Source organism: Latilactobacillus parasakei (genome assembly GCF_049674265.1).
GTDB lineage: Bacteria > Bacillota > Bacilli > Lactobacillales > Lactobacillaceae > Latilactobacillus > Latilactobacillus sakei.
Genome location: NZ_CP186861.1, coordinates 1,347,608 through 1,373,870 on the forward strand (window position 1 = coordinate 1,347,608; position 26,263 = coordinate 1,373,870).

General features: G+C 40.4%; 22 protein-coding genes and 1 pseudogene. 6 read left to right on the forward strand and 17 right to left on the reverse strand.

Going from position 1 to position 26,263, the window contains the following annotated elements:
- Positions 1-9: 9 nt before the first annotated feature.
- Positions 10-249, reverse strand: coding sequence for a hypothetical protein (locus tag ACPBEH_RS06855; protein ID WP_011373895.1), 240 nt, complete (start codon positions 247-249; stop codon positions 10-12).
- A 262-nt stretch (positions 250-511) separates the two neighbouring features.
- Between ACPBEH_RS06855 and ACPBEH_RS06860 the strand changes: the two genes are divergently transcribed.
- Genes ACPBEH_RS06860 through ACPBEH_RS06880 form a run of 5 tightly spaced genes read left to right on the forward strand, consistent with a single transcriptional unit; the run spans position 512 to position 5,303 of the window.
- Positions 512-1,564, forward strand: a complete 1,053-nt coding sequence (locus ACPBEH_RS06860) for a DUF871 domain-containing protein (protein ID WP_424348683.1) — start codon at positions 512-514, stop codon at positions 1,562-1,564.
- Positions 1,565-1,568: 4 nt separating this feature from the next.
- Complete coding sequence (gene murQ / locus ACPBEH_RS06865; protein WP_424348684.1) at positions 1,569-2,456, forward strand: N-acetylmuramic acid 6-phosphate etherase; 888 nt, start codon at positions 1,569-1,571, stop codon at positions 2,454-2,456.
- Between the two features lie 26 nt (positions 2,457-2,482).
- On the forward strand, positions 2,483-3,934 hold the full coding sequence (locus tag ACPBEH_RS06870; RefSeq protein WP_424348685.1) for a PTS transporter subunit EIIC: 1,452 nt from the start codon (positions 2,483-2,485) through the stop codon (positions 3,932-3,934).
- A gap of 22 nt (positions 3,935-3,956) precedes the next feature.
- Positions 3,957-4,808, forward strand: a complete 852-nt coding sequence (locus ACPBEH_RS06875; RefSeq protein ID WP_424348686.1) for a MurR/RpiR family transcriptional regulator — start codon at positions 3,957-3,959, stop codon at positions 4,806-4,808.
- 15 nt (positions 4,809-4,823) lie between these two features.
- Positions 4,824-5,303: a PTS sugar transporter subunit IIA gene (locus ACPBEH_RS06880; RefSeq protein WP_424348687.1), complete on the forward strand. Its 480-nt coding sequence runs from the start codon at positions 4,824-4,826 to the stop codon at positions 5,301-5,303.
- A 203-nt stretch (positions 5,304-5,506) separates the two neighbouring features.
- Here ACPBEH_RS06880 and ACPBEH_RS06885 read toward each other — a convergent pair whose 3' ends face one another.
- From ACPBEH_RS06885 to ACPBEH_RS06935, 11 genes and pseudogenes are all read right to left on the reverse strand, one after another.
- Complete coding sequence (locus tag ACPBEH_RS06885; RefSeq protein WP_424348688.1) at positions 5,507-6,403, reverse strand: ROK family protein; 897 nt, start codon at positions 6,401-6,403, stop codon at positions 5,507-5,509.
- A 14-nt stretch (positions 6,404-6,417) separates the two neighbouring features.
- On the reverse strand, positions 6,418-7,848 hold the full coding sequence (locus ACPBEH_RS06890; protein ID WP_424348689.1) for a 6-phospho-beta-glucosidase: 1,431 nt from the start codon (positions 7,846-7,848) through the stop codon (positions 6,418-6,420).
- 20 nt (positions 7,849-7,868) lie between these two features.
- Entirely contained in the window at positions 7,869-9,185 is a 1,317-nt protein-coding gene (locus tag ACPBEH_RS06895) for a PTS sugar transporter subunit IIC (RefSeq protein ID WP_085391602.1), read from the reverse strand.
- A gap of 144 nt (positions 9,186-9,329) precedes the next feature.
- Positions 9,330-10,067 (reverse strand): MurR/RpiR family transcriptional regulator, encoded by a 738-nt coding sequence (locus ACPBEH_RS06900; protein ID WP_016264452.1) that lies wholly within the window; start codon positions 10,065-10,067, stop codon positions 9,330-9,332.
- A 38-nt stretch (positions 10,068-10,105) separates the two neighbouring features.
- Positions 10,106-11,035: an IS30 family transposase gene (locus tag ACPBEH_RS06905; protein WP_424348670.1), complete on the reverse strand. Its 930-nt coding sequence runs from the start codon at positions 11,033-11,035 to the stop codon at positions 10,106-10,108.
- Positions 11,036-11,222: 187 nt separating this feature from the next.
- Positions 11,223-11,729 (reverse strand): cysteine hydrolase family protein, encoded by a 507-nt coding sequence (locus ACPBEH_RS06910; RefSeq protein ID WP_424348690.1) that lies wholly within the window; start codon positions 11,727-11,729, stop codon positions 11,223-11,225.
- A 55-nt stretch (positions 11,730-11,784) separates the two neighbouring features.
- A pseudogene (locus tag ACPBEH_RS06915) lies at positions 11,785-13,050 on the reverse strand (DHA2 family efflux MFS transporter permease subunit); the annotation flags it as partial.
- 242 nt (positions 13,051-13,292) lie between these two features.
- Entirely contained in the window at positions 13,293-13,760 is a 468-nt protein-coding gene (locus ACPBEH_RS06920; protein WP_016264450.1) for a MarR family transcriptional regulator, read from the reverse strand.
- A 113-nt stretch (positions 13,761-13,873) separates the two neighbouring features.
- Positions 13,874-14,818, reverse strand: a complete 945-nt coding sequence (locus tag ACPBEH_RS06925) for a metal ABC transporter solute-binding protein, Zn/Mn family (protein WP_424348691.1) — start codon at positions 14,816-14,818, stop codon at positions 13,874-13,876.
- 2 nt (positions 14,819-14,820) lie between these two features.
- Positions 14,821-15,675: a metal ABC transporter permease gene (locus ACPBEH_RS06930; protein WP_424348692.1), complete on the reverse strand. Its 855-nt coding sequence runs from the start codon at positions 15,673-15,675 to the stop codon at positions 14,821-14,823.
- Positions 15,672-16,412 carry a metal ABC transporter ATP-binding protein gene (locus tag ACPBEH_RS06935; RefSeq protein WP_424348693.1) on the reverse strand — a complete coding sequence of 247 codons (741 nt, stop codon included), beginning with the start codon at positions 16,410-16,412 and terminating at the stop codon, positions 15,672-15,674. Before ACPBEH_RS06935 ends, ACPBEH_RS06930 begins: the two co-directional genes overlap by 4 nt.
- A 216-nt stretch (positions 16,413-16,628) precedes the next feature.
- Here ACPBEH_RS06935 and ACPBEH_RS06940 point away from each other — a divergent pair, with 216 nt between their 5' ends.
- Complete coding sequence (locus ACPBEH_RS06940; RefSeq protein ID WP_424348694.1) at positions 16,629-18,035, forward strand: C69 family dipeptidase; 1,407 nt, start codon at positions 16,629-16,631, stop codon at positions 18,033-18,035.
- A 60-nt stretch (positions 18,036-18,095) separates the two neighbouring features.
- Here the strand turns inward: ACPBEH_RS06940 and ACPBEH_RS06945 are convergent, their stop codons facing one another.
- The 5 genes from ACPBEH_RS06945 to ACPBEH_RS06965 form a co-directional block, all read right to left on the reverse strand.
- Positions 18,096-18,512, reverse strand: a complete 417-nt coding sequence (locus tag ACPBEH_RS06945) for a MarR family winged helix-turn-helix transcriptional regulator (RefSeq protein ID WP_424348695.1) — start codon at positions 18,510-18,512, stop codon at positions 18,096-18,098.
- Between the two features lie 115 nt (positions 18,513-18,627).
- Positions 18,628-19,506: a WxL domain-containing protein gene (locus ACPBEH_RS06950; protein WP_424348696.1), complete on the reverse strand. Its 879-nt coding sequence runs from the start codon at positions 19,504-19,506 to the stop codon at positions 18,628-18,630.
- 318 nt (positions 19,507-19,824) lie between these two features.
- The gene (locus tag ACPBEH_RS06955) at positions 19,825-20,853 is read right to left on the reverse strand and encodes a DUF916 and DUF3324 domain-containing protein (protein ID WP_424348697.1); all 1,029 of its coding nucleotides are present in this window, start codon (positions 20,851-20,853) and stop codon (positions 19,825-19,827) included.
- Positions 20,850-21,878 carry a DUF916 and DUF3324 domain-containing protein gene (locus tag ACPBEH_RS06960; protein ID WP_424348698.1) on the reverse strand — a complete coding sequence of 343 codons (1,029 nt, stop codon included), beginning with the start codon at positions 21,876-21,878 and terminating at the stop codon, positions 20,850-20,852. Before ACPBEH_RS06960 ends, ACPBEH_RS06955 begins: the two co-directional genes overlap by 4 nt.
- 19 nt (positions 21,879-21,897) lie before the next feature.
- Positions 21,898-26,202, reverse strand: a complete 4,305-nt coding sequence (locus ACPBEH_RS06965) for a WxL domain-containing protein (RefSeq protein ID WP_424348699.1) — start codon at positions 26,200-26,202, stop codon at positions 21,898-21,900.
- Between the last annotated feature and the right edge of the window lie 61 nt (positions 26,203-26,263).

Consider the following 26,263-nt stretch of genomic DNA (forward strand, 5'->3'; position numbering starts at 1 on the left):
GATTTAAAACTAGTGATAACGATGTTCAATAATCTTTTCTAAAATAGCTTGGCGTTGCTTTTCCTTGGCTGTGCCAAACTGGTTTTCTTCTAATGAATTAAAATCATTTGCTAATAAAACGGATTCAAGATATAACGTCAATTGACGTTTAATATAAACCTTGTTGTCTTCGTTTGTTTGCTTCGGGTTTCCGGCGATAATGGCTGCTGCAAATTGATCTGCATCGATGGTTAATTTATTATCATTCATTCTAATAGCCTCTTTCTAAAATAGATTTTTAGCCGGAAACCGTTTAAGCGTGATCTCTAATCGCGGTGTAAACGTATTCTTCAGCTAACAAATTCATTTTACTAAACTTTTACTAAAATGTAAACGGTTAATTACATAAAAGTGTTTTAATGAATTTAATTTCATTTTAAATTTAATTATTAATAATTTGTTGAAATTTAATTTCACCAGCGTTATACTCTATTCATAGAAAGCGCTTAATATTTCGGAAGGAGTTCTTTATATGCTTGGTTTTTCTGTTTATCTTAACCACCCCTTTACTGAAGCTAGTCACAATTATCTACAACAAATGAAACAAGCTGGCTTTACCGAAGTCTTCACCTCGATGCACATCCCTGAAGATGATATTTCTCAATACACAACACGAATTCAAGCACTCAGCACTGCTTGTCGACAACTACATTTACAACTTATGATTGATATCGAAGCTAACTCATTATCAACAATCGGACTTACGCTAGACCATCCTGAAGATATCCTTGCATTTGGTATTACCGGCCTTCGCATCGACTACGGAATTGACAATCAAACAATTGCTAAAATATCGCAACATTTAAAGATAGCCTTAAATGCCAGTACACTTTCTCAAGAAGATTTAGAAGCACTCCAATCTGCCAACGCTAATTTCAGTAATATGGAAGCTTGGCATAATTATTACCCTAGAAATGAAACCGGTTTAGACCGAAAGTGGTTTCTGCATAAAAATACTTGGCTTAAACAAAACGGATTAACAACCCAAGCTTTTGTCCCTGGCGATGGTCAGCTTCGCGGGCCACTAGAACAAGGCCTTCCGACATTAGAAGCCCATCGTTATCAACATCCACTCGCTTGTGCCCTAGACCTTCTTAATTGCCAGACTGACAAGGTCTTTATCGGCGATCACTCCCTGGCATCAAATACGCTGATGCAATTTACTAATTTTTTCAAAAACCAATTACTGATTTTACATGTTCATAAAACAACTGCTTGGCCAAAGTACCTTACTACCCAACCCTTTCATAATCGACAAGATGTCGCTCGTGATGTCGTACGATTAGCGGAAGGCCGTTCGCTTTGTCAGACAGTTATCCACCCCAATCAAACAAGTGAGCGCCAGATTGGCAGTTTAACCCTTGATAATCAGCGCTATGGGCGCTATATGGGTGAACTACAAATCACAAAATATGGATTACCCGCCGACCCACGCGTTAATGTCCTAGGAACTTTAATCACAAATGAACACGCATTATTACCATTTATTCAGGCTGGACAAGCCATTCAACTAAAGGAGATTTAATATTATGGATTTAAGCCGTTTAACAACCGAAAATAGAAACGAAAAAACAATGCACTTGGACGAACTTTCAACTTCTAAAGTGCTCAGTTTAATGAACGAAGAAGATCAAAATGTGCCCCGCAGTATTCAAAAAGCACTCCCTGCCATTGAACAAGCCGTTCAAGCAATTATTAATAGTTTTCAAAATGGCGGCCGCTTAATCTATATGGGAGCTGGTACTAGCGGTCGTCTTGGCGTACTAGATGCGGCCGAATGTGTACCAACCTTCGGAACGGATCCAGAGATGGTGCAAGGCTTAATCGCAGGTGGCATGCAAGCCATGACCGTCGCCGTTGAAGGTGCTGAAGATTCTCAGCCCCTCGGCCGTGAAGATTTAGAAACAATTCATTTAACCGCTAACGATACAGTTGTTGGGATTGCTGCTAGTGGCCGAACACCTTATGTTATTGGTGGCCTTGACTATGCTAAACAGATTGGTGCTAGTACTGTTAGTCTTGCTTGTAATTTTGATGCACTCATTAGTCAACACGCAACAATCAATATTGAAGTCGAAGTCGGCCCGGAAATCTTAACAGGCTCAACTCGCTTAAAATCAGGAACCGCTCAAAAACTAGTCCTCAATATGCTCTCAACCGCTTCAATGATTGGGATCGGTAAAGTCTATAAAAACCTCATGGTCGATGTTAAACCAACAAATGAAAAGCTAATCGAACGGGCTAAACGAATTATCATGGCTGCAACCGACTGTTCATACGATGTTGCTCAAGCACAATTTTTAGCCGCCCATGAAGATGTTAAACTTGCCATCGTGATGATCCTAACGAACCTCCCCGTCACTGAAGCACAAGCTCGCCTTGCTACTGCGAACGGTTTTGTTCGTCAAACTATCTAATGTTTAAATTTTAAGGAGGTACTATTATGACTGAGAAAAAAGAAGTGCGTTTAGCAAGAGAAATATACGCCGCTGTTGGTGGTCCAGAAAATGTCGCTAAACTGATTCATTGTATGACACGGGTCAGAATGACAGTCCGTGATGATACTAAAGTGGATATGACCGCTCTCAAAGCTATTGACGGTGTCTTGGGAATTGTTGAAGAAGACACTCTCCAAGTGGTTGTTGGCCCGGGAATTGTTAATAAAGTCGCTCAAATCATGGTAGATCAAGTCGGCGTTAAGTTAGGCGAACCTTTCCCTGATAATTTAGGAGCTGATACAACCGCTAATATGACTGACCGCGAAAAAGTTGAAGCTAAGGCAGCCCAAGTTAAAGCAGCCCAAAAAGCAAAACAAAAAAGTACCCCAACAAAACGGGTACTCAAATCAATTTCTAATATATTCGTCCCATTAATTCCCGTGTTCGTAGGGGCTGGTTTAATCGGCGGGATTGCCGCTGTTCTTTCTAATATGTTGGTTGCTGGTACTTTAGGAACTAACTGGACTGAATTCGTGACGATTTTAAATGTCATCAAAAACGGCGTCTTCGCTTACCTTGCTGTCTATGTCGGAATCAATAGTGCAACCGAATTCGGTGCAACACCTGGTTTAGGTGGTGTAATCGGTGCCGTCACCCTCCTAAATGGTGTTGATCCTAAGATTCCACTGCACAACATTTTTAACGGTGATCCTTTAACAGCCGGTCAAGGTGGGATTATTGGGGTTATCTTTGCAGTCTGGGTTTTATCAATTATCGAGAAAAAATTACATCAATTCATTCCTGATTCAATTGACATCATTGTAACACCCACTATTTCACTACTATTGATCGGTGTCTTCACCATTTTCATCGTGATGCCAGTTGCCGGTGTTATTTCAAATTCACTGGTCGGTGCTATCAATTGGATTCTAAATGTCGGTGGAGCCTTCGCTGGTTTCGCTTTAGGAATGCTTTTCTTACCAATGGTCATGTTTGGCCTTCATCAAGTGTTAACACCTATTCATATCGAAATGATCAACAAAACCGGTTCAACTTTACTCCTACCAATTCTTGCTATGGCGGGCGCTGGTCAAGTCGGTGCTGCGCTTGCGCTCTGGATTCGTTGTCGTAAAAATAAAGAACTAACCAATATGATTAAAGGTGCGCTTCCTGTCGGTTTCCTTGGCATTGGCGAACCCTTAATCTACGGTGTGACACTCCCATTAGGTAAACCATTCATCACTGCTTGTATCGGTGGCGGGATTGGCGGGGCCGTTATCGGCGCACTTGGTGGCGTTGGTGCCATTGCTATCGGGCCTAGTGGTTTAGCCTTAATCCCATTAATTACAAATGGCCATCAAATGGCTTATATTCTTGGTCTATTAGCAGCCTATGCTGGTGGTTTCATCGCAACTTACTTCTTCGGTATTCCTAAAGATGCTACAATGGAAAAATAAAACTTAAAGGACTCTGACTGATATGGAAAGCATTCTATTCTCAATTCAACAGCAACTAACCACCCTTACTAAAACAGAACAACGGCTCGCAAAATATGTGCTCGCACAACCACAACTAATCCCCACAATGACTACTAGTGAATTGGCCAGTGCAGCAGACGTCAGTGCGGCCACTGTGGCCCGTTTTGGTAAGACAATTTGTGGTCAAGGTGGCTTTCCTGCTCTCAAGTTACGTCTTTCCTCTGAAAAAAAAGTCGATCAAAGCCTTTTTGATGAAATTAATCCAACTGATACAACGCTCGATTTAAAAAACAAGCTAACTTTTCGAATTAATCAGGCGATTACCGAAACCAATAAACGACTAGAAAACGAATGCTTAGAAATTTCTGCAGCCATCCTCCATCAAAAAGAAACGATTTTTATTTACGGATTAGGTGCTTCAAATATAGCAGCCGAAGACCTTCAACAGAAGTTATTACGGGTTGGTAAACCAGTCGTTCAATCACTAGATACCCACTTAATTGCCGCTGCCCTATCTGCTCAAAAAACACAAGCTGTTCTTGTCTTAGTTTCTAACTCAGGTGAAAAAGAGGATTCAATTCAGCTTGCTAAATTAGCTAAATCCCTCTCAATTCCAATCATTGTACTAACTCATAATGCGCAAAGCAGACTTGCTAAATTAGCAACAGTTGCGCTACAACATGATGATAGTGCCGAAAATAGTCAACTTAGAAGTGCCGCAACGACCTCTTTAATTGCCCAATTATATGCTGTTGATTTACTTTATTACAGCTTTTTAGAACAAGATTTTCAAGCCAATATGACTCAATTAACTGCTTCCCATCAAGCCATCAACGAATATTTTACAAAATAGGAGGATTGATTTACTATGAACTTATTTTCACGGAAGAAAAAAGAATTAGTCTTGAATGCAATTGCCGACGGTACGATCTTGCCGCTTGAGCAAGTGGCCGATGCTGTCTTCTCAACTAAAATGATGGGGGATGGCTATGCCATTAATCCCACGAATGGACAGGTCTACGCACCTGTTGCCGGAACGATTTCAAGTATCTTTCCAACTAAACATGCACTCGGTATTACCACTGACGGTGGCATCGAACTCCTCCTTCATTTGGGGCTAGATACCGTTGAGTTAGCCGGTGCCCCTTTTACCATTCACGTTGAAGTAGGCGAAACAGTGACCGTTGATCAATTACTTGTTGATATTGATTTACCAGCACTAACCGCAGCCAACAAAGCCGCAACCTGCATGGTAATCATTACTAACATGGATCAGGTCAAAAAACTAAGTACACCAGTTGCAGCAGACGTTACTCATGGTACAGCCATCCAAACCGTAACGCTCTAATTTAATCAAAATCTCTTAATCATCCTAAACCCCCGATATTGGCCTAAAAACTAATATCGGGGATTTTTGTATCATCATCAAGATTAGTTAAATCCCTTGAAAGCTCATTGTATTTTTCAAGTACTAAACTTAAAAATGGGGTGTAAAATTCCGGTTAGATACCGAATTTTTACACCCCATAAACTTACATTCAATATTTGAATCTAGATCTCCTGCATCACTTGGTAAACCGCTCCGATAATACCGGCTTCATTTTTTAAATCGGCCGCGACGACTGTCGGTAACGCAAGGTCTTTAATACTGTTATGAACACTTTGTACGTTTTGAATTTCAGCATTGAGTTGCGCCATAAACTTTTCGTTGGCGCTAATACCACCGCCAATAATCACCTTTTCAGGATCGAAAGCCACTATCAAATTAATAATCCCCTTCGCTAGGCTGTGGTAGTAACTCGTTAACACATTTTGTGCGAGGACTTCATGTTGCGCCGCCCGTTCAAAAATAATCCGAGCATCAGTCAGCTGATCAGCACTGAATTGGTTATAACGCCGCAATAAGCCAATGACAGTGGCACCTCTGAAGTTCAAGGAACCCATTTCAACATCAATCTCGTCATCTTCAACGAGCATCCACCCAAATTCACCTGAGCGCGCATGCGCCCCACGATAAATTTGGTTATTGATGACTAAGGCGCCACCAACACCGGTGCCCAGTACCAAACTTAGGTAGTTGGTAACACCTTTAGCGGCACCCAACCATTGTTCCGCAATCGCAGCTGCATTCGCATCATTTTCAACAGCCACGGGCAAGTTCAATTTTTCAGTCAATAAGCCTTTCAAATCGACACCGGTTAAGCATTTGACGGCGCCCGCTGTTGTTAAAAAACCGTCAGCTTGAACCACACCTGGCACACTAACCCCGACACCTGCAATCGGCGTTGCTTGTTGAAGATCCTGAATCATCTGCACTAATTTAGCAATTAACGTCGTTTGGTCTTGGGGTGTTTCAAATGCTTCTTTACGCACAATTTGGCCTTCTTGATTGACTAACCCAACTTTAATCGTTGTGCCGCCAATATCAATTCCAACAAAATTTGTCATTTTGACCCCCGCCTTTAATTAATTTCCGCACCGTTCGTCGCGATCATATCGCGATACCAATAGAACGAATCCTTACGATACCGATTGCCAGTGCCTTGTCCGTAATCGTCAACATCGACATAGATGAAGCCGTACCGTTTAGACATTTGGCCCGTGCTGGCAGCTACTAAATCAATACAGCCCCAAGGCGTATAACCCAATAACTGAACACCATCTTCCAAGACAGCCTTTTTCATCTGTAAAATATGATCGTGTAGGTAATTAATCCGATAATCATCATGAATCTGATTATCCGCCGTCTTTTCATCGATTGCACCTAAACCATTTTCTACAATAAATAATGGTAGGTGATAGCGATCTGTAAACCAGTTCAACGCGTAGCGTAAGCCGATTGGATCGACTTGCCAGCCCCATTCACTCGCCTCAACATACGGATTAGCAACCCGATCCTGATTTTCATGGTATTCTAGTTTGCCGGTATCTTGAACCGCAAAGGACATGTAGTAACTAAAGCCAATATAATCAACTTTCCCGGCCTTCAAAATGGCCATGTCTTCTGTTGTCATATCCAGGTTAAATTGTTTGCGGTCAAAATGATTTAATAACCACTGTGGATAAAAGCCGTTTGCATGGACATCGGAGAACCAAAGGCGTGTTTGCATCGCTCTTTGTGCAAATAAGATATCTGCCGGCTTAGATGTCAGTGGATAAATTGGGCACATCGCAATCATGCTACCAATTTCGAAATCCGGATTGATTTGATGGCCAATTTGAACCGCTTTGGCACTCGCTACCAATTCATAATGAGCCGCTTGGTACATCCCTTTTTCCTTGTCTTCACCTGGTTTGAATAATAAACCAGAATCCGTGTAGGCTGAGCCACCGTCTTCGTAATTCGTTTGGTTATTAATTTCATTAAACGTCATCCAATATTTAACCTTATGCTGATACCGTTTGAAACAAACCGTCGCAAAATTGGTAAAGAAATCAATTAATTTTCTATCGCGCCAACCACCATATTGTTGTACTAAATGATATGGCATTTCAAAATGGGATAGCGTGACCACTGGTTGAATGTCGTATTTCAAACATTCGTCAAAAAGATCATCGTAAAATTGTAACCCCGCTTCATTGGGTTCTGCTTCATCCCCATTTGGGAAAACCCGCGTCCACGCAATTGATGTTCGGAAACATTTAAAACCCATTTCAGCAAATAATTTAATATCTTCCTTGTACCGATGATAAAAATCAATGCCGTTGTGGTTAGGATAATATTCACCATCAACCACACCGTCAGTTATTTTTCGAGGCACACCGTGACTTCCTAGTGTCATTACATCAGCAATACTGAGACCCTTGCCCCCAGCTTGATAGGCACCTTCTAATTGATGGGCCGCAACTGCGCCACCCCACATAAAGTCTTGCGGAAATTCTTGCTTGTCCATGTCAATTCTCCTTTAACCAATTACTTTTGCGCATTGTTCAAAGCAACTTTGTTGGCTGCAATGACGAATGGTAAATAAGTTAATACTGAAATGCCTAAACATAAGAATCCGATAATTAACGCTAACCAGTTCCCACCAGTCCCTAAAAACGGCATCAATGGCCCAGGTGTGGTCCACGTTAACCCAAAGGCAGGCGTTGGAATCCAATTAAAGATAACGGTCACTGTGTACCCAACTAAAATGTTAATCACAGGTGTTAAAACAAATGGAATCGCCAAAATAGGATTCAAAACAATTGGTAATCCGAAGATCAATGGTTCATTAATATTGAACAAACCAGGAACTAAGGCTAATTTCGCAATTTCACGGTAATCTTTACGCCGTGATGCAATAAAGATGGCGATGATTAAACCAAGTGTCATCCCACTACCACCCATGTTGGCGAAGACGTCATTCAAAATACCCCAAGTTTCGCGGTAAGGAACGCCCCAAGCAGTCCCATGACTATTAATGAAGGTTTGGTTAGCTAAATCAGCTTCGGTAAACATAATTGACCGTAAAGCATTCAAGGTATTAGGCCCATGAATCCCGACTAACCAAAGTACATTTTGGACAACGGCGATAATCATAATCCCGAAGATGTTAACCCCAACATGCCGTAATGGCGTTTGAATCGTTTTATAGATAATTTCGTTAATGCCTTGTGGTGCGATTAATGAAATGAAGAAGTTAGCCATCGCAAAAATCATAATCATGATGACAATTGGAATTAAACCGTTGAAAGAACGGGCCACTGCAGGTGGTACCATTTCCGGCATCTTAATTCTCAACTTTTTGATATTGAATAATTTAGGTAAGAATTCACCGACAATCATCCCACAAATCATTGCGACGAATAAGCCTTGTGCGCCTAAATACGTCGTTGGTAGATATGAAACACCGTCTTTGACAACTGCTGGTGTGTATAAAATCATGAAGGCCGCAATCCCGGTCATCCCGATTAACATATCATCTGATTTGAAGTGTTTCGCTAAATTTCGAGCCACTAAGTATGCGATAAAAATAGAGAGAATATTCATAGTCCCATTGGTAACTGATGTGAATAATTGCTGTGCTTTTTCCAAATTTGGAAAGAATTTTGGTAAAAATAAAATCTGAGCGATAAAACCACTCTTAGAAAAAATTAAGTTATTTATTAAAATAACGAGCGATGCTGCCATCGTAATCGGAAATGTATACATAAAGGCATCACGAACCGCCGCGACATGTCGCTGTTCATTTAATTTAGTCGCAAACGGGACGATGGTGCGTTCCATAAAACTATTAAACTTATCCATGTAAAAACCTCCTAATGTAATCTATAATATTTTCAATAACTTAATTATAGTAAAACGGTTACATTAAATAAATATGTTTAGCCGATATTGCTACACATACCGGCTAGTTGTTATCTATACCATTCGTGGTACACCCTGTTCCATTTAATTGTTTAACGCAACTTGTTGTCGTAATTGGCGCAAAATGGCTTCAATAATATAGACACACGGCACCTGACTGGTCATGTCATAATATTGGTGAATCCGCGATTCTTCAATATTATAAGTCAGTGCATACCGTCCCATCCGCGCTAAAGGACTCTCTAAATTACCCGTAATCGTCACCAGTGTTGTATCTGGATCATTGACAAAATTATTGAGCATTTCAATTAATTCCGGCGTTTTCCCGGAAACAGACAACGTGATAATCACATTATTAGTCGTATTTTTTAGTTGCGAAGACAGTGGATAATAGGGATCTTTGACTGCACTACTGTTAAAACACAGTGCCGATAATTGCCGTGATGCGTACTCCGCAATCGCCCCAGATGCACCCATCCCCACTAAAAAAATATTGTCAGCCTCCAATAAAATCCCACCAACAATCTTAATCAGTCGAAGCAAGTCATCGGAAAAAGCCTCCATCGTTACCAATGGAAGCTCATCGCTTGGTTGTTCACCTGTTTTTAATTCACTCTTTAAAGACACCTTAAACTCCGGAAAACTATCGTAACCAATTTTCCGAATAAACCGCATGACTGACGAATTCGACACGCAGGCCCCTGCAGCCAGTTCCCTAACTCGCATATACGGGACCTTCTCATCATGACTAACAATATACCGGTAAATTGCTAAATCCACATCTGATAACTTATCCATATCCTTATAGCCAAAAAAAGCCATGCGCTCTCCCCATTTCATTACTATGGTAGATTGCAAATTTAATCCGAATTTTTCGACAAATTAGTCAGCATTACCTGGTAGGGTGTTTGCCAGTTGAGTATTTTAAGTGGTCTCTGGTTAATTTCGAGCAGCGTAGTGGTTAGTTCATGAGCACTGACGTGCTCAAAACAAGTTCCTTTTGGATAGAAATAACGTAAGTGTCGATTAAATCGTTCATTACTACCACGTTCAGCTGGACTATAAGCATGGCAATAATAAGTCTTAATCCCATATTGCGGTTCAAAAGAACCAAGACCGCTAAATTCAGTCCCACGATCAACGGTCAAACTGTGCACAGTTCCTTTAAAGGTTGCTAGAAAATTATCCAGTGCACCATTTACAGCAGCTACTGATCGTTCTTTTAGTGGGTAAGCCCATAGGAATCGTGATTTACGATCGACTAAAGTTAATAAGGCCGCCTTACTGCGTCCACGAGGACCAACAATTGTATCCATTTCAAAATCACCGATTCGGTTACGATGGTTAATGACTGGTGGTCGTTGTTCAATTGACGACCCCAGAGATTGGTTATATTTTGAACGTTGGTCGCTTTTACGCCGTTGGCGCAAACCATGTTCAGATAGCTCACTTAAGGGGAAGTCTATCTGTCCATGATTTAACCAATTATAGATAGATTTAGTCGCTAAATTAAATTCATGCGCAATAGATTCTGGTGGCCAGCTTAAACGTAGGTGGTTCAGGATTAATTGTTTCAAAGTGGCGGTCAACTTAGTTTTGCGGCCGCACTGAGCCCGTTTACGTTCTGTATCTGCTTGTGCCAGTTCAGCTTGATAAGGATGACAACGCGATAATTCGTATGAAATAGTCGCTGGTGAACGGTTTAACAGATTGGCCATTTCAATATTGGATAGTTCTAACTCACAGAAAGTTTCAATTTTAATTCGTTCAGAATAGGTTATACTAGACAAAAGATCAGCTCCTAAAAAATGGGTTTGTGGTAAACACCATTTTAAAGGAAGCTGATCTTTTTTGTCCGAACAGCGTTCGGATTAATTTTACAATCTACCCTATTGATAACTTTATTCTACTATATTATCGTAGGCGGAAAAGGGGATTAGGAAAAGTTTGTTATAAATTGAACGAATTCCTATTTATTTAAAATTTTAAAAGCGTCATAAACCGGTCCGCCCAAATACCTTCATAGAAGGCGATTGTTTGTGCCGCTGTCATCAATGAATTAGCAACGGTCGTCGAAAGTCCTGAAACTATTTGTAATTGATAACCCAGACTGTGGGCTACCTTGACTGTTGTATCAACGCAATATTCAGTTTGCACACCACAAATTTCTAGTGAATGGATTTGCTTTTGTTCTAATAAAGCCTGCAGATTGGTTTGCCAGAATGAATTAGCATGTGTCTTTTGCACAAATTGCGCATCAGCTGGTACGTCTAATTCCGGCGCTAGTTGCCAATCCAGTTGCGGTGCTACCAATACTTCATCATTGTGTTGAACAAAAATTATTGGCCGCTTATTCGCTTTATAAATTTCAATTCTAGTATTTACCTGTTCAATTAATTGCTCAAAGTTAGCAATAGGTTGTTCGCCTTTGCAGACCCCATTTTGCAAATCAATCACTAATAAACAACCTGCTAAATCAACCATTCATAATCCCTCCTAAAAGTTATTACTTTTTTAGGAGTATAACACTAACCGATTCCTATTTCTTCTGACTTAATTTCAATGCTGGTCCGATTAATAGTAATAAAACAATTACCGAAACCAGGAAGCCTGCGTGAAAACCAGCTAATTGTTGTTGAACTGTCCCACGATTGCCTAAGCCAATCGTGGCGACAATCGTCGCAATTAATGCAGAACCAAAACTAGAACCGACATTTTCGATGATATTGATGCCAACACCTGCTTCGGCTAGCTGTTGCTCAGGAATGCCGAGATACGCATCACTCGTCAATGGTAAGTTAACCCCGCCAACGCTGATGCCTCGTACAAATAGGATTAATGCAATCCAAACCATGCTTGTTTGATCAGTCATCAGCATCAAGGGAACCGAGCCGATTAAGGCGACTGCTAAACTTAGTAAAACCACTCTTTTGGCACCGAAGCGATCAATCCACTTACCGATTAAAGGCCGTGTCACTAACATCCCAATTCCTTGGGGCATCATTGCTAAGGCGGCTTGAATTGCCGTGAAATGCCGGAAGCTCTGGAAAAAGAGTGGCAAAATCAACATCGGTCCCATAATCGCAATATTGGCTAGAAAAAGCCCGCTGCTCGCAACAGCAAATTGGCCATGCTTAAATAAATTAAGTGGTAAAACGGTTTGATGCTGACGCCGCCAATCATAAATCACGTAAATAATGGCCATGAGGAGCCCAATCCCAACCCAGAGCACCGTTTCCTCATTATTAAACGTTGCATAATCAGCGGCCTTAGAAACGCCATAAATCAACGTCGCACTCATGATTGATAGCATTAAAATCCCCCAGCCATCTAAACGACTTTGACGATTAAAAGGTTCAAAATTGGGTAAGCTATGGATCATTAGTGGGACTGCAATCAGCGTAATGCCAACATTAATCAAGAATAACCAGTGCCACGAGGCCACTTGCAAAATAAAACCACCTAAAACCGGACCTAAGATGGGACCAAAAATCATCGGTGTGCTGACAATCGCCATCACCCGCCCCAAGTTTTCGGGACCGGCCGTCTTCACAAGTAAGGTTGACATTAGCGGCGTAATAATCCCGGCGCTAAAGCCTTGTAGTAATCTGAAAATAATAAAACTCGTCACATTCCAACTAAAACCAGCTAAAACGGAGGTAATGCCAAATGCAATCACCGCACCGATAAAAATCCGCTTGCCATTAAAGTGGTTCATTAACCAACCTGAAATGGGTACGGCAATCGCCAGCGCTAAAACGTACCCCGTAATAGCCCACTGAATCACATTTAAAGTCGTCGCAAAAGTCTGTGTTAATTGTTAAATCGCAATTGTCATCATTGTTGAATCTAACATTGGCGCAATCGCGCCTAGGACAATCGCCCACGCAGCGGTTAAAACCGTCTTTGGTAATTTAGTCATCTTTGAATCTGTCATTTAAAAATCCTCGAACTTCATAATATTGTCGACTAGGAAACAATAACGCTATTTTGATTCCTTGTCAACAAAAAAACGGACATGATCAAAATAAATTGATGATGTCTGTTTTAATGATTTGTCTTTTGATTTTCAATGGCTTGATCAATATGAGCGCTATAAGTCTCAATAAAGTTCAAGAGTGATGTTAATTGTTCATCGGTTGCCTCTTCAAAAACCACATGATCGCGTTCTTGAAATTGTTGATGCAGCTGATCATGCTTTGTAACGACCGCTTGGCCTTCAGGTAAAACACGGAAATAAACTTCTTTTTTATTGTCGGCTTTTTGATAAGACTCGATCACCTCTTTTTTCAAAAGCTTCTTCGTCAGCTTACTAGCCGCACCACGCGTCATGTGCAGTGCTTCAGCAATTTTGGTCACATTCGGATCCGTTTGCTTGGCGATTGCTTCCAAGCAATGAATCTCAGAAGACTTATAGCCGCTCAACTGCGCTTCCATAATACCTTGTTCCAGCCACGATTTTTTATAAAATAACGCCGTAAAAGCTTGAATAATTTCTGCTTCTTTATCCATCATCTTTACTCCCTCATTTGGTCATCTATCTAGCAGTATAGCATCTATTGTTTCTGATTCAACAATCTAAAACAACAAAAAAAGCCTTCCGTTTAGAAAGACTTTTGAATTGAAACTTATTGGCCAACCATTCCTGCATGGATCTTATCGATATTCCACTTCATCATTGTGTAGTAGGTATCGCCCTGTTTTCCTTTTTGCGCCAAGGAATCCGTAAAGATTTTTGCATAGATTGGTAGTCCCGTTTCTTGGGCAACTTTAGCCATAGATTTCGGTGATACCGATGTTTCCACAAACAAACTCTGGACGTCTGTTGCCGCGATTTTGGCAAGGACCGATTTCATTTGGGTTGGTGTCCCTTGCGATTCCGTATTGATTTCCCAGATATAAGTCGGCGTCACACCATAAGCTTCTCCGAAGTATTTAAAGGCACCTTCAGAAGTCACCAATACGCGCCGCTTTTCTGGAATATCAGCAAATTGCGTCTGAGCCTTCGCGTGTAATTTTTCTAATCGCGCAATATACTGATCCGCATTCCGCCTGTAATAATCAGCATTCTTAGGGTCCTTAGCTTGCAAGGCGGCTGTAATATTTTCAACATATTGCATGCCATTGGCCAAATCCAACCACGCGTGTGGATCTGGTTCATCCTTATTGGTCGTTAGATGTTGGACCTTGATGCCTTTAGTCGTCGCAAAAACGTCTTCCCCAAACTTCTTATGTGCGATTGACACTAACTTTTTAAACCAACCATTGCCACCCGTTTCAAGATTCAAGCCATTATGAAACAAAACATCCGCGTCCGTCGCTTTTGAAATATCAGTTGGTTGAGGCTCGTATTCATGGGGATCGGTCCCCCGTTTAACGATACTGTACAACTCAACCCGCTCTTGGCCAACATTGGCGACCATATCTTCTAAAATCGAATTAGTCGTCACAACCCGCAATTTGGTGTGTTGATTGTTGGCTTGTGCTTTAGATTGTGCCCGTTGGTGAATAAAGCCGTACACGCCACCAATAATCCCGCCGACGGTTAATAAAGTAATGAGTATTTTCTTCATCGTTATTGCCCTCCCTTAGCTGAACGCCATTTCAAAAAGCCTTGCTTGGGTGCGCAGATAAACGAAATCGCGAACAAAACAGCGGCCATTAAGACAATTGCCGGGCCAGATGCCCAATTGAAGGTATAACTGAAATACAGCCCACTAATCGCCGCAACTGCCCCTATGCTAGCTGATAAAAAGAGCATTGTCACGAGTTTATTAGTCCATAAAAAGGCCGTCGCAGCAGGTGTAATTAACATCGCAACTACCAAAATAATCCCGACCGTTTGTAACGCTGAAACTGTCACTAACGTTAAAACCAACATCAAGCCATAATGTAAGACCTGCGTTTTGAGCCCGTAAGTTCTGGCGTAGGTTTCATCAAATGAGGTAATCAATAATTCTTTGTAGAAAAATGAAACAAATAAGATAACGATGCCTAATACAATCGCGGTCGTCATAATATCTTGGTCACTCACTGCTAAAATATTACCGAATAAAATATGATGGAGATTCGTCGCACTTTCTGCCATCGAAATCAGAATAAAGCCCAATGCGTAAAACGCACTGAAAACGACTCCGATTGACGTATCCGTCTTAATTTTACTGTGGGTCGCGACAAAGCCAATCAAGACCGCCGCTAAAATACCGAATACGGACGCGCCAACTAGCACATTGATTCCCAGCATATAGGCAACGGCCACGCCAGGTAACACAGCATGCGAAATCGCATCGCCCATCAAGGACATCCCTCGCAATATGATGAAACTTCCGATAATCCCCGACATAATCCCGACCATAATGGCGGTTAATAATGCACTTTGTAAAAATTCGTAGCGCCCTAATGCGCCAATAAATGCTGAAATACTGTTCATTGGTCTACCTCCTGTTTTTCAAACAAGACGGCAGATAAGTCCGCACTAAATGCGCGCTCAATATTCTGGGCGTTATAAACTTGATCAGTAGGCCCATAATCCACGATACCGTGATTCATAACCACTAAATCATCAAAATACTGTGACACTTTATTCAAATCATGATGAATAACAATAATCGTCTTACCTGCATCACGCCACTGTTTCATAATGGCCATGATTGCAGTCTCACTTTGCAAATCAATGCCGACAAAGGGTTCATCTAAAATAATGATTTCCGCTTCCTGTACGATTGCGCGCGCTACGAAAACCCGTTGCAATTGGCCACCTGACAACTGGCCAATTTGGCGGCGTTCAAAATCACCGAGGGCCACCTGCTCTAGTGCTGCTCGACTAGCGGCTTTTGCCTGCTTGCCTGGATCACGGAACAGACCTAACTTGCCGTACGTGCCCGTCAATACAACATCAAAAACGTTGATTGGAAAATTCAGATCCAAGTCCTTGTGCTGTTCAACGTACGCAACCTGTTTTTGAACAGCTCGCATTGATTTCCCTTGATATAAAACTGAGCCTTGCCGTGCTTTAACCAACCCTAAAATTGCTTTAATTAGCGTTGATTTTCCCGCACCGTTTGGTCCAATGATACCAGTGATTTTGCCTGCGTCAAAGTGAACGGCAACATCAGTAAATACTGGTGTGTCATCGTAAGCAACGGTGAGGTTCTTAATTGATAACATAAAGAGCCTCCATTCTTTTAGGTAAACCTAACTTAACATCTATCAGCATAACCGATTTTAATATAATTAACAAATATTTTAGCCTAGGCTAAAAACATCAAGCGTATCATTTGGTGTAATTAATAATTTATTCACATGAATTTACTCTAAATCCCACACTTTCACTTCCAAAAGCGCTATACTAGTACTAACAAATCGATAAGGAGTGTTTTAATAATGAAAAAACCAATTAAGGGTTCATGTACGACAGTCTTAGTCGGCAAGAAAGCTTCAATCGACGGTTCAACAATGATTTCTAGAAATGATGATGGTCACGAAGCTCTAGATCCTCAACGTTTTGTTGTCGTCAATCCTGAAGATCAACCACGCGATTACCAAGCCGTGATCAGTGGTGTGCAAATCAAATTACCTGATAACCCAATGCGTTACACATCAATTCCTAACTCATTACTCACAAACGGCATCTGGCCAGCGGCTGGGATTAACAGTGAAAACGTCACAATGTCAGCAACTGAAACAATTACTACTAACCCCCGTATTCAAGCATTAGACCCACTCGTTGCCGGTGGTATCGGTGAAGAAGATATCGTTACTTTAGTCTTACCTTACATTCACAGTGCTCAAGAAGGGGTTGAACGTTTAGGCGCGCTTCTCGAAGAATTCGGCACATACGAACCAAACGGGATTGCTTTTTCTGATCAAGACAGTGTTTGGTGGCTGGAAACAATCGGTGGTCATCACTGGGCTGCTGTTCGCATCCCGGATGATGCTTACGTAGTTGCCCCTAACCGCATGAACATCGACCACTTTGATTTTGATTCAGCCGACACACTTTGCTCAGCTGATTTAAAAGCATTAATTGATGATAATAACTTAAATCCTGACTTTGAAGGTTACAACCTCCGTCACATTTTCGGTAGTGCAACCATCAAAGATACCGTTTATAACAACCCTCGTACTTGGTATGGTCAACAATATTTCAACCCAGAAATTAAACAAGATCCAATGGACCATGATTTACCATTCATCTGCCATGCCAACCGTAAGATTTCAATCGAAGACGTTAAGTTTGTCTTGAGCGCCCACTTTGAAAATACGGAATATGATCCTTACGGTAGCGCACCAGAAGACGTTAAAACACGCTTCCGTCCTATCGGGATTAACCGGAACCACAATGTGCACATTTTACAAGTTCGTAACAACGTGCCTGCTGAAATCGCTGGTATTCACTGGTTAGCTTATGGTGCTAACACCTTCAATACAGTTGTACCATTCTACGCCAACGTTACTGACACACCGGAATCATACAAGAATGCTACCGGAACATTCGACCTTAACAATATGTACTGGTTGAGCTGTACAACCGCCTTACTTGGCGATACAGACTATGACTTCTACGTTGATATGCGTAATACCTTCGAATTAGAAGCAATGAGCGCTTATCACGAAATCCAAAACGCAACTGACAAAGCCTTTGACGGTCAAAAAGATGCCGTTGCCTTCTTGGAAGAAGCCAATAACAAACTAGCAACAGAATCACTCCAACGCCAAACAAAACTATTAGGCGAAATGGTGATTTCAGGCTCAGAACACATGAAATTACGTTATAACTTGAATGACTAATCGTTAAATAAAAAAATGAGCTTCAGATAGTATTTATCTGAAGCCCATTTTTTTATTTTCTTAATCTATCTGACTTAACGTTTCGAAAATTTTTGCAGTTGCCTGTATTTCTTCTATTGGATCAATAAGTGTTGTTAACTTAGCTTTATAGAATTTATCTATCTTATTAACGACCTCTTCTCCAGTTGGCGTCAATGAAATTATAACCACTCGCTGATCTTCGTTAACACCACTGCGTTCTTTAGCTAAGTAGTCACTATAATAAAGTTGCGTCAATTTTCGACTAACCGCTGCTCTTGAGATATGCAGTTCTTCACTCAATCTTGTTGGCCTGACACCTCCCGCTGCAGCAATTCGTTTCATCAAAACAAACTGTTCAAATGAAATTTGATATGCCTCACAGGGTTCATTAAGCGCTCTTCTTGTATTATCTAGCATTTGAACTGCTTCGTAAAATGCTAATGTATTCTTACTCACGTATGTTCACCTCACATTCATCTTAACCTATTGTTATATTTAGTCCTATTAATCTGTTTTGCTAAAAAAGGATTCTGGCTATCCAGAATCCTTTTTTGACATACAAACGATATTATTAAGCTTGAACACCTGTGTATAATGTCCATGTTAAATGAGCTGTATAAATATCATTACCAACTTTTGAATCTTTTGGCAATGTTAAGTTGATGTCTGAACGATCCCAACCAAAGACGTTAGCGCCTTGCCCTTCAGTATCAGCAGCATTAGCAACTTCAACTTCTTGACCTTTACCATCTAATGATAATGAAACGTTCTTAGCAAACGTTGAAACATCTTTGTCATCAATTTTTGGATCAGCTTGGAAATCACTATCTTCGGGTTCATTTGTCAATGTGAAGACGTCTGCTGTCCGACCATAAGCAGTATTTTTAAGCAATAAGTTAGCGTTATTGATTGTTTCACCGTTATTAGTTGCTGTTAAAACATCATCTGATTTAACTTTTAATTGCCATGTACCACTTTGTTTTGTTGTTTTAGCATCATCGCCGGTATCGTTATTTTCACGTGTGATTTGCTTGTCAACAACTGTAGCCCAGGCTTTGCCCTTAACATCTGCTAATTCAGCGTCGTCTGTATTTAAAATAGCTGTCATATTTGTATCTGTGTTCTTATATGACGCATGACGATCATTGCTATCGATACTTACGTTATGGCCAGTAGCATCAAATGTTGGGTATTGCGCTAAGAATTCTGTATGGTTACCAAAATCTAGTACGTGCGGTACCATTTGTAAACGTAAGTAGCCAGTATTCCCGTTATTAGTGTTATCACCAAATGAGATCCCAACTTCTGTGTTATCAGGCATTGGTAATTCTGTACCGCCGTTAGCGTTAGCATCGTGTTCTACTGTAGCAGCGAATGTTGTTGTTGGTGCAAGAATACTTAAGATTGTGCCAGCTGTTAAAGCTGCACTAGTTAATTTTGTGAATTTCATTTGAAATTCCTCCCTAATATTTAATTTGTGCTCTCAGCACGTTTTTTATAAGACACACTAGGTGTCGTTATAACAAGTTTGGATGGTACGTGTGTCAACCATTCAGTAGGTTTAACGGTATTTTTATGGCTGATAATCCAAAACTAACGATCAGCGCAGCCAGTGCTGTCTTACATTGTTAGTGTGGTATACGTATTAAAATTGATGTATCTCACAATTGCGAAGGCTAGACTCACCAAAAATAAGATGGTCGTCAGTGTGGTTAGTGCAATAAACGTATATTTAATAGTTGAATAGTGGTACTTATTGATTAATTTATTAATCATTTTTTGACTCCCTGCTTCCATGTTTCCGAATGTAGTAAATTAAGATAATTCCTAAGACGACACACACGCTAATAACAATCATGGTTAATTGTCGCTTTTTCTGATAGGCCGCATTATGATCATTAATGTAGCGCGCATCCGTTTTAGTAATTTGAACAATTTTCTTAATTTGCCGTTGATACTGATCACTCTTGAAATCAGCAATCATTGTGTACCGGCCTGGTACCAAACGTTTCCCGCCTAACAACAAATTAGCGTTGAAACTCGAATTCGGTGCGATATGCATTTTTTTCAAATCAAGCTTGTAATTGAAAAAGCCTAACTTCTGATTAGTTAACTTAATTGATAAATGGCTTTTTTTGAGAAAAACGGGGTCGGGATTATTGACCTTAAACTGTAAAGCCGCTTGCTTATCAACAAAACCAGTTTGCATTTTAGGCATTTCCAAACGCTGTAATTCTTTGCGCGTTAACTTTTTCCCATTTAAAGTAACGCCGACTGCATACACATAACGGTTATTGATACTCCCGCCAGTTGGCCCCATTGCCGATAAATTAATTGCGAGAGCTTTTTTTCCTTTAAAAGTAGTCTTCGGCATTTTAAGCTTTACATTTACCAAGTTTTGCGTGTTAGATGCTACGACTACTTGCGGTTTGGAATGTACATAACGACTGCCTGGGTCTGGTAATAGATTTTTAGTCACTGGAGCGTCGGATAAGTAATCAATCTGCCCATTATCGCCTGTTTGTGCATCTTTGGCACTGACCTTAACCGTAATCGGCTTATCGGTTGGGTTAAATACTTTAATTTTCAAAGTCGTCTCAGCTTTTGGTTTTAATTTGAGATTGAAGTAACCGAGTTTGTTCCCCCCAATATTATCCTTTGGTATTTCTGGATAAATCATAAATGTCACTTTTTGTTTTGAATCAGCGGATGTCGCCATAACGAACTGTGATTGCTGTTGAAGCATTAAAGCCCAAAAAGCGAGCATTATGGTGATCATTAAGCATCGTTTTTTCATGAGCGTCTCAATACTTTAACCAAACCGGTAACTGAAACGAGCATTAAGACCCCACTAGCAGTAGCAACATAGGCCCACTTATTAGTTGGTTTTTTAAGCGCTTGCGCATTAACAGCTTTGACATCATCCGCCTTAATTGTGAAACGCTTTTTGAAGTGCCAAGTTAGTGGCAACTTGTTCCACAGATTCTGACCACGAACAACTGTATCAATCGTGTATCTTCCTGGTTTCAAACGGTCATAGTCCCACGAAATTGGTAAAGTTAAAACTGAGTTAGGCGCAATTGACTGGTTGCTAGTACTGAAAACATGCTTTGATGCAAATAAACCTTCCTTAGAAACAACCGCCTTAGCACTGACCTTATTAATGACCATCGGTTGTGTATTACGGATTTTAATCCCCATTGCAGCGTGCCGCCGATAAATCATGGCCTCAGCTTTGTCATATTTCAGTTCCGGATAAACCTTGTAGTGTTGCCCTTTAAGTGCAACACCAACTGAGTAGGCGTAGTTACTACCAACAGATGATTGGCCACCTTTTTTATTTAGATATTCAATGAAGTGCCAATCGCCGTAAATCATACCGTTTGTCCGATCTTCCGGCATTTTAACCACCATTTTTAAAATTTTAGTTTCTTGGGCCGCTAATTTAATCGTTTGACTCTTTTTATCTAACTTAGCGATTTCTGTAAATGGTGCTTTCAAACTTGGATCTAATCCTTTGGGACTATCTTGAAAACTAATGCCGCCACCAATTTGGGTCATCGAATTTCTTAAATCAGAATGTACCGTAATCGCGTGATCCGTAAAGTTCTGAATCCGCATTTCAATTTTCTTAGTTTGACCTTGCGTCAAACTCATATTAAAGAAATTTAAACTTAAATCTTCTTGTTCCTCTGGCAAGATGGGCTGCACTTCAAAATCCGCTTTTTGGGTTTGAGCTGCAGCTTGGACTTGCATCATTTGACAGAGCGTTAAGCCCACAAACGCCAAGCTCACTGCCATTAAACGTCTAACAAATTTCAATCGTACGCACCTCGTTTTATTATTCTGCGATTACTAGTGACCAAGTTAATTGACTTGTATATTGTCTTGGGAATCGTTTTGTTGCTTTAGGCACTTTCAAACCAATACTGTAATCGGCCTGTTGAGCATCCCCGAATTGATAAGCCCAAATCCCAAAGCCATGCGCGGCATAATAACCAGGATCAGGTGTCTTATTGGTATGCGTCATTAAATTAACTGCCGCGCCTTTAGGTGCCAGTTCAAATTCAGAAGTTAATTTAGAAACTGGTGCCGTTGAGCCAATATCATCACTTTCTTTTAAAGCAATTTGACCGTTATGAAAATTCAATACAGCATTATCTAAGAACTTCTGGCTACCACCAATTTTCTCATTGGCATTGGTATGGAACTGGTCATCCTGTTTAACATTGAGTGTCCAGCCTTTAGAAGTATAGTAATCCTCAACACCGACTTCATAAGGTTGTTTCTCATTATTTTGCGTTTTTGCTTTTAGATAGTAGTTACGATCAGTCGCTGTTGTATCATGTTGACCAAAATCCCAGCGTTTATCGGCAATAATACCAATATGGGATTCTTCGTAACGATAAGTAATGACTTGTTCATCTTTGGCATAAGTGACGGTATAATCATGGGCCAATGTCCAATCAGGTTTCGTGGTTGAGCCCCAATCTGGATCTGCCATATTAGAAGAATCGACAACGGTCCAATTACCGTCTGTTTCTGGAATAACTTTGGGTTGCACTAGTTTAGTGTCGCCAATCTTGCCGTCAAAGGTTTCATCTTCGGCCAACTTGTGGCTTTCATCTTTTCGATCTCGGTAACGGACCACAATTCGACCTTTGCTTTGCTTAATATTTAATTTGGCATTATCAGAAGTACCTTTACCAAATTCAGTTGTTAAACTGGCTTTATTATTAATAACTGACTTATCAGTTTCTTTGACCTTCGCTTTGACATAAGCAATTGCCATTCCTTGTCCGGCGGCTGGCAGTATACGATCCAATGTCACCTGATCATCAATTAAATTGGCAGTTTGAGTGGCTATGACATTTTCATCTTTGTCGAGATAATCAATCTTAACTTGTTGAATATCGCCTAAATCTGAATCCAAAACATCCTTTAAAATAGTGCCCGCTTTAGTATCAACCGATGAGATGTTAACCAGTTGAATCCGATATTCAACTTGATCATCAACCTCAGCTTCTGTTTCTGGTGCAAAACCATCATCATTCTTGGTTAAATTTTTGACCTCTTTAATAACTGTTGGCGACATTTTCTTAATAATATTGATCTTAGCCACATCTGATTTACCATCGGCCAAAGTAGCGGTATTATTGATTACTGCTTTAGTTGTCTTGCTAATTTCAGCCTTAAAGTAGACCATAATATGACCGTTGGGTTCAATCTCATGATTTAACTTGAATTTACCATTTTGAAAATAAACTTCCTGCGTTGCTGTTTTTGTTCCTAGTACGCTATAGTATTCAACTGTCACTGGCGTATCGTTGACTAAGTCTTCATCCAACTGATCACTAAACATCGTTTCCTTTGGAATACTCTCTTCAGTTGATGGATTCATCACCTGAACACGGTATTCTACCTCTTCACCAATTGCGCCTGTAGTTTCTTTAATAAATTCAGCATCGTCATTTGTTACATTACGCACATCTTTTTGCATAATTGGAATAATTGGCTTCGGTAAGTTAACAACCGTATTATTAGATTGCGTGCTCTCACCGTCACCATATGTTGCGCTAGCACTATTATTAATAACTTCTTGACTGCTATCAGTGATATTAGCTGTAAAGGTTAAGGTGACATGGCCTGCCTTAGGGATAGCATATGCTAATTTTAGATGTCCGCTATCATCAAACTGACTTGTTTCTTGTCGGACGACTGTGCCATTTACGTCAAAGTAATCAATTGTCACTATGCCATCACTTGTTAAGGCCGGATCTAAAACATCTTCAATATCGGTTCCCGAACTAATTTCAAGATCGGTAGAAACATTTACGACATGAATTTGATAGCTAAGATCATCGCCTGATTTACCTTTTGTTTCAGTTACATAGGATTCATCTGGTGTCGTTAAGTTTTTAACTTGTTTTTGAAGCAAAACCTGCGTCTTTTCAACCTTGACTTGGACATCGGATGAATCATGTTTAGAAGCTTTATCCGTGGAAATATTCATTGAATTTGTGACTGTTTTGCCTGATGCCGTCGGCGCGATATTCGTTTCAAACGTAATATAAACCGATTCATTAAAGCCAATTGAACCAGGAACATTGACTTTTAAAAGGCCTGTTTTGGGATTGTAAACACTTGGGCTCAAAACTTGTTCTTTACCCGTACTGTCCACTAACTTAAGGGTTCCAGTATCCACAATAAAATCCTTAGGGATAACATCAATAATCATGATATCGGTTAAATTGGTATCCCATTCTGTATTACGGCCTAGTAATTTGAATTTCATACGATCTCCAACTCGGTTATAGCCGTCTTTGGAGGTGAGATTTTCGTATGACTTTGTTGCTTCGACATTGTTGTAGTCAACATCACTCGATAAGCCAAAATCTAGATTAACTTGATACCGTTCCTTGGGTTGCACTTCACGATATTCCCATTTAAAATGCCAAACTGGATGATTGTAACCATGTCCCTTGTAAAGCTGATATTTGCCTGGGTCTGTTGTATCTTTATTGGTCCCGGTAATCTCCCACCCTGGTGATAACATAGGGTCGCCACCGCCCGAGTATTGTCCCCATTGATTACCAAAGTATTTATAATCAAGTTCATAATTAACCATCTCGTACTCGGGATCATCTGGATACCCGTCTTTCCAGTAGGTCAATTTAAAAGGTGATTTATCAGACGGTGTTTGAGCTGCGTACGTGTATAACCCTGTCGTTCCTCCCAAAGAATAGGTGGGTGTGCTTTCATGCAGTCCATCTAAATCCATATGCATTGAATAACTCCATGCCATCAACCTTGGTGTCTTATCCAATGAAATATATCGAATCTGAGCCCTGATTCTGCCTTTTTGATTAATCGGTTCCAAAGTGACTCGCAGCATGCCTTCCGGTTGCCCGTCAGCACCGTTCGTCATGGCGTACGCTCTTAACCCAGGATGTGCGCTATCTTTTTTATACATTAATTTGTATATGGGGAAAGTATGCTTGGGAGCATCTGTTCCCAGTGCGTTTACTTTGACATTATCAGTTCGCCGAGAATTATAGGTCTTAAAATCTACAAAATCGGTATTGGCAGTTAATAGAGATAGTCCTGTTTCTCCAAATTCATTGCCACTCTGTGTGGCACTATTTGTCCCTTTCTCAAATACGGCTGAAAATATTTTCCCTGCTTTTGTTTTAGTAAGTAACTGAAAAAATGCTGCATCTGGGACATTTTGTTTAGTCGTACTCCCAATAGGCACTTCGTATTGGCCAGCCCCCCAGTTACTGCTACCATTTGGATTGGTACTTCCCGTGTAGTACCCACCAAAATACATAAAGTATTCACGATTAGACTCATTAGCAGTTTTATCAATATTAATTGGTATCATAATATTTTTATCGGTCTGAACCCAACCGTCTTGTTCACCAGGATCATCGATTGAAGGCGTTTCAAGGACTGAATTAGATTTTAAAGGGGCAACGGGTAACTTTTCTTTTAGTGAAGTTGTATCCTTAACTAAATCTGGTGCCTTACTTGCATTTTTGGCGGACTGGGCTGCTACCGCATCTTCTAATGTAATAAATTCTTTAAAAATTAGCGGTTTGGATTCATAGTGTTTACCTTCTAAAACAGTTGCTAGTTTTAATTGTTGTTTAACCAGTACCTTGATATCTTTAATCTTGAAAACTAGTAAATACGCCTTCTTGTCAGTCGGTTGAAGTGTACTAGTTGGCATTGCTTCCGGTGAAACGCTGCTTTCACTTGTTTCACTACTTTTTATTGCTTCTACTTTTTTATTTTCAACTTGCTTCTTAACCAACGCTTTTAGCGTGATTTGGTTTGGTTTGTCTTTTGAATCAAAGTCGACTGTATAAGTTGGCTCTTGATTCAGCTTCTCAGTAGCAGTCGCATCAAACGTTGTCCCGTTTGGTATAATCAGCGATAAATCACGTTGTGTTTTTGCTTGATCCGCGACTTTAATCACGATTTGTTTTTCATTAGATAATTCTCGATCTGGTGTTAACATTAAATCTGCATCTATTTTAACACTACTTTCAGCAAGACTTATTCCCGTAGTAACGACCATTTGAATGCCCATTACGAACAACAACACCAAACTAACAATAATATTTCGTTTGTTTAAAGTCACTTTTTATACCTCCCAAATCCTCTATCGATGATGCTACAAAAACAAATTAGTGTGCATGATA

Coding starts and splice junctions, on each gene's coding strand:
- ACPBEH_RS06855 (WP_011373895.1), bottom strand. CDS start 249: ATGAATGATAATAAATTAACCATCGATGCAGATCAATTTGCAGCAGCC.
- ACPBEH_RS06860 (WP_424348683.1), top strand. CDS start 512: ATGCTTGGTTTTTCTGTTTATCTTAACCACCCCTTTACTGAAGCTAGT.
- murQ (WP_424348684.1), top strand. CDS start 1,569: ATGGATTTAAGCCGTTTAACAACCGAAAATAGAAACGAAAAAACAATG.
- ACPBEH_RS06870 (WP_424348685.1), top strand. CDS start 2,483: ATGACTGAGAAAAAAGAAGTGCGTTTAGCAAGAGAAATATACGCCGCT.
- ACPBEH_RS06875 (WP_424348686.1), top strand. CDS start 3,957: ATGGAAAGCATTCTATTCTCAATTCAACAGCAACTAACCACCCTTACT.
- ACPBEH_RS06880 (WP_424348687.1), top strand. CDS start 4,824: ATGAACTTATTTTCACGGAAGAAAAAAGAATTAGTCTTGAATGCAATT.
- ACPBEH_RS06885 (WP_424348688.1), bottom strand. CDS start 6,403: ATGACAAATTTTGTTGGAATTGATATTGGCGGCACAACGATTAAAGTT.
- ACPBEH_RS06890 (WP_424348689.1), bottom strand. CDS start 7,848: ATGGACAAGCAAGAATTTCCGCAAGACTTTATGTGGGGTGGCGCAGTT.
- ACPBEH_RS06895 (WP_085391602.1), bottom strand. CDS start 9,185: ATGGATAAGTTTAATAGTTTTATGGAACGCACCATCGTCCCGTTTGCG.
- ACPBEH_RS06900 (WP_016264452.1), bottom strand. CDS start 10,067: ATGGCTTTTTTTGGCTATAAGGATATGGATAAGTTATCAGATGTGGAT.
- ACPBEH_RS06910 (WP_424348690.1), bottom strand. CDS start 11,729: ATGGTTGATTTAGCAGGTTGTTTATTAGTGATTGATTTGCAAAATGGG.
- ACPBEH_RS06920 (WP_016264450.1), bottom strand. CDS start 13,760: ATGATGGATAAAGAAGCAGAAATTATTCAAGCTTTTACGGCGTTATTT.
- ACPBEH_RS06925 (WP_424348691.1), bottom strand. CDS start 14,818: ATGAAGAAAATACTCATTACTTTATTAACCGTCGGCGGGATTATTGGT.
- ACPBEH_RS06930 (WP_424348692.1), bottom strand. CDS start 15,675: ATGAACAGTATTTCAGCATTTATTGGCGCATTAGGGCGCTACGAATTT.
- ACPBEH_RS06935 (WP_424348693.1), bottom strand. CDS start 16,412: ATGTTATCAATTAAGAACCTCACCGTTGCTTACGATGACACACCAGTA.
- ACPBEH_RS06940 (WP_424348694.1), top strand. CDS start 16,629: ATGAAAAAACCAATTAAGGGTTCATGTACGACAGTCTTAGTCGGCAAG.
- ACPBEH_RS06950 (WP_424348696.1), bottom strand. CDS start 19,506: ATGAAATTCACAAAATTAACTAGTGCAGCTTTAACAGCTGGCACAATC.
- ACPBEH_RS06955 (WP_424348697.1), bottom strand. CDS start 20,853: ATGAAAAAACGATGCTTAATGATCACCATAATGCTCGCTTTTTGGGCT.